The organism is Enterobacter mori LMG 25706 (genome assembly GCF_000211415.1).
Lineage (GTDB): Bacteria > Pseudomonadota > Gammaproteobacteria > Enterobacterales > Enterobacteriaceae > Enterobacter > Enterobacter mori.
In genome coordinates, this window is record NZ_GL890775.1 from 389,930 (window position 1) to 391,194 (window position 1,265).

1 protein-coding gene is annotated in these 1,265 nt (G+C 62.6%); it reads left to right on the top strand.

The window, feature by feature from the left end; translation table 11 throughout:
• Positions 1 to 5 precede the first annotated feature (5 nt).
• Positions 6 to 1,247, top strand: a complete 1,242-nt coding sequence (locus tag ENTMO_RS0106865) for an LVIVD repeat-containing protein (RefSeq protein ID WP_029485000.1) — start codon at positions 6 to 8, stop codon at positions 1,245 to 1,247.
• Positions 1,248 to 1,265: the final 18 nt, after the last annotated feature.

Genomic DNA, 1,265 nt, shown 5'->3' on the forward strand with positions numbered 1-1,265 from the left:
TCAAGGTGACGACATTACCCACCCCTGAATACAGCCGCAATATGCGGCTGATTGGCCATAGCGACCAGGGCGGTCGTCCGGACGGTGTGCAGCTGATGGTGCATCGCGGTTTTGCCTATATCGGCCATATGGTGTCCCAGGGCTTTTCCATTGTGGACGTGCGCGACCCGCAAAACCCGAAACCCGTGGGCTATGTGCCCGCGCCGCCCGGCACCTGGAACGTGCATCTCCAGGCGCATGACGATCTGCTGCTGGTGATCAACGCCCGGGATCTGTTTGCCGATGCGCGTTTTGCCGACGAGAAGGTCTACTACACCCGCCAGGTGGGGGAAACCGTCAGCGACGTGCAGGGCAAAGGCTGGAGCGCGGGCTTGCGGGTGTTTGATATCTCCACGCCGGATAAGCCGCGCGAAATCGGCTTTCTGTCGCTGAGCGGCATCGGCATTCACCGTATCTGGTACGTCGGCGGGCGCTGGGCGTACGTCTCGGCGCTGATCGACGGCTTTACCGACTACATCTTCCTGACCATCGATCTTGCGGACCCGCGTAAGCCTGAAGTGGCGGGGCGCTGGTGGTTGCCGGGGATGAACCAGGCAGAAGGCGAGCAGCCCAACTGGCCGGAAGGGAAACGCTACGCGCTGCATCACGCGATTATCGCCGGGGATACCGCCTACGGGAGCTGGCGCGACGGCGGGCTGACGCTGCTGGACGTGAAAGACCGCACCCAGCCGACGCTGATTAGCCATCGCAACTGGAGCCCGCCGTTTGGCGGCGGGACGCACACCGCGCTGCCGCTGCCGGACCGCTCCCTGCTGGTGGTGCTTGACGAGGCGGTGCTCGACAACCAGGAAGATGGCGAAAAGCTGATCTGGCTGTTTGATATCCGCGAGCCGGCGAACCCGGTCAGCATCTCGACCTTCCCGCAGCCGGATGAAACCGACTACGTGGCGAAAGGGGCGCATTTCGGGCCGCACAACCTGCACGAGAACCGGCCGGGAAGCTTCGTCAGCTCGACGCTGATTTTTGCAACCTATCAGAACGCGGGCGTGCGCGCGTATGACATTTCGAACCCGTATCGACCGGTGGAAACGGGGGCGCTGGTGCCCGCCGCGCCGGAGAGAATGATGGACACGCGGCCGAATCGCCCTCAGGTGATCCAGTCGTGCGACGTGTTTGTGGATGCGCAGGGGATTATTTACAGCACGGATTATAACGGCGGGTTATCGGTGATTGAGTATCTGGGGTAAGTGCGGCTTGGTGCCCTC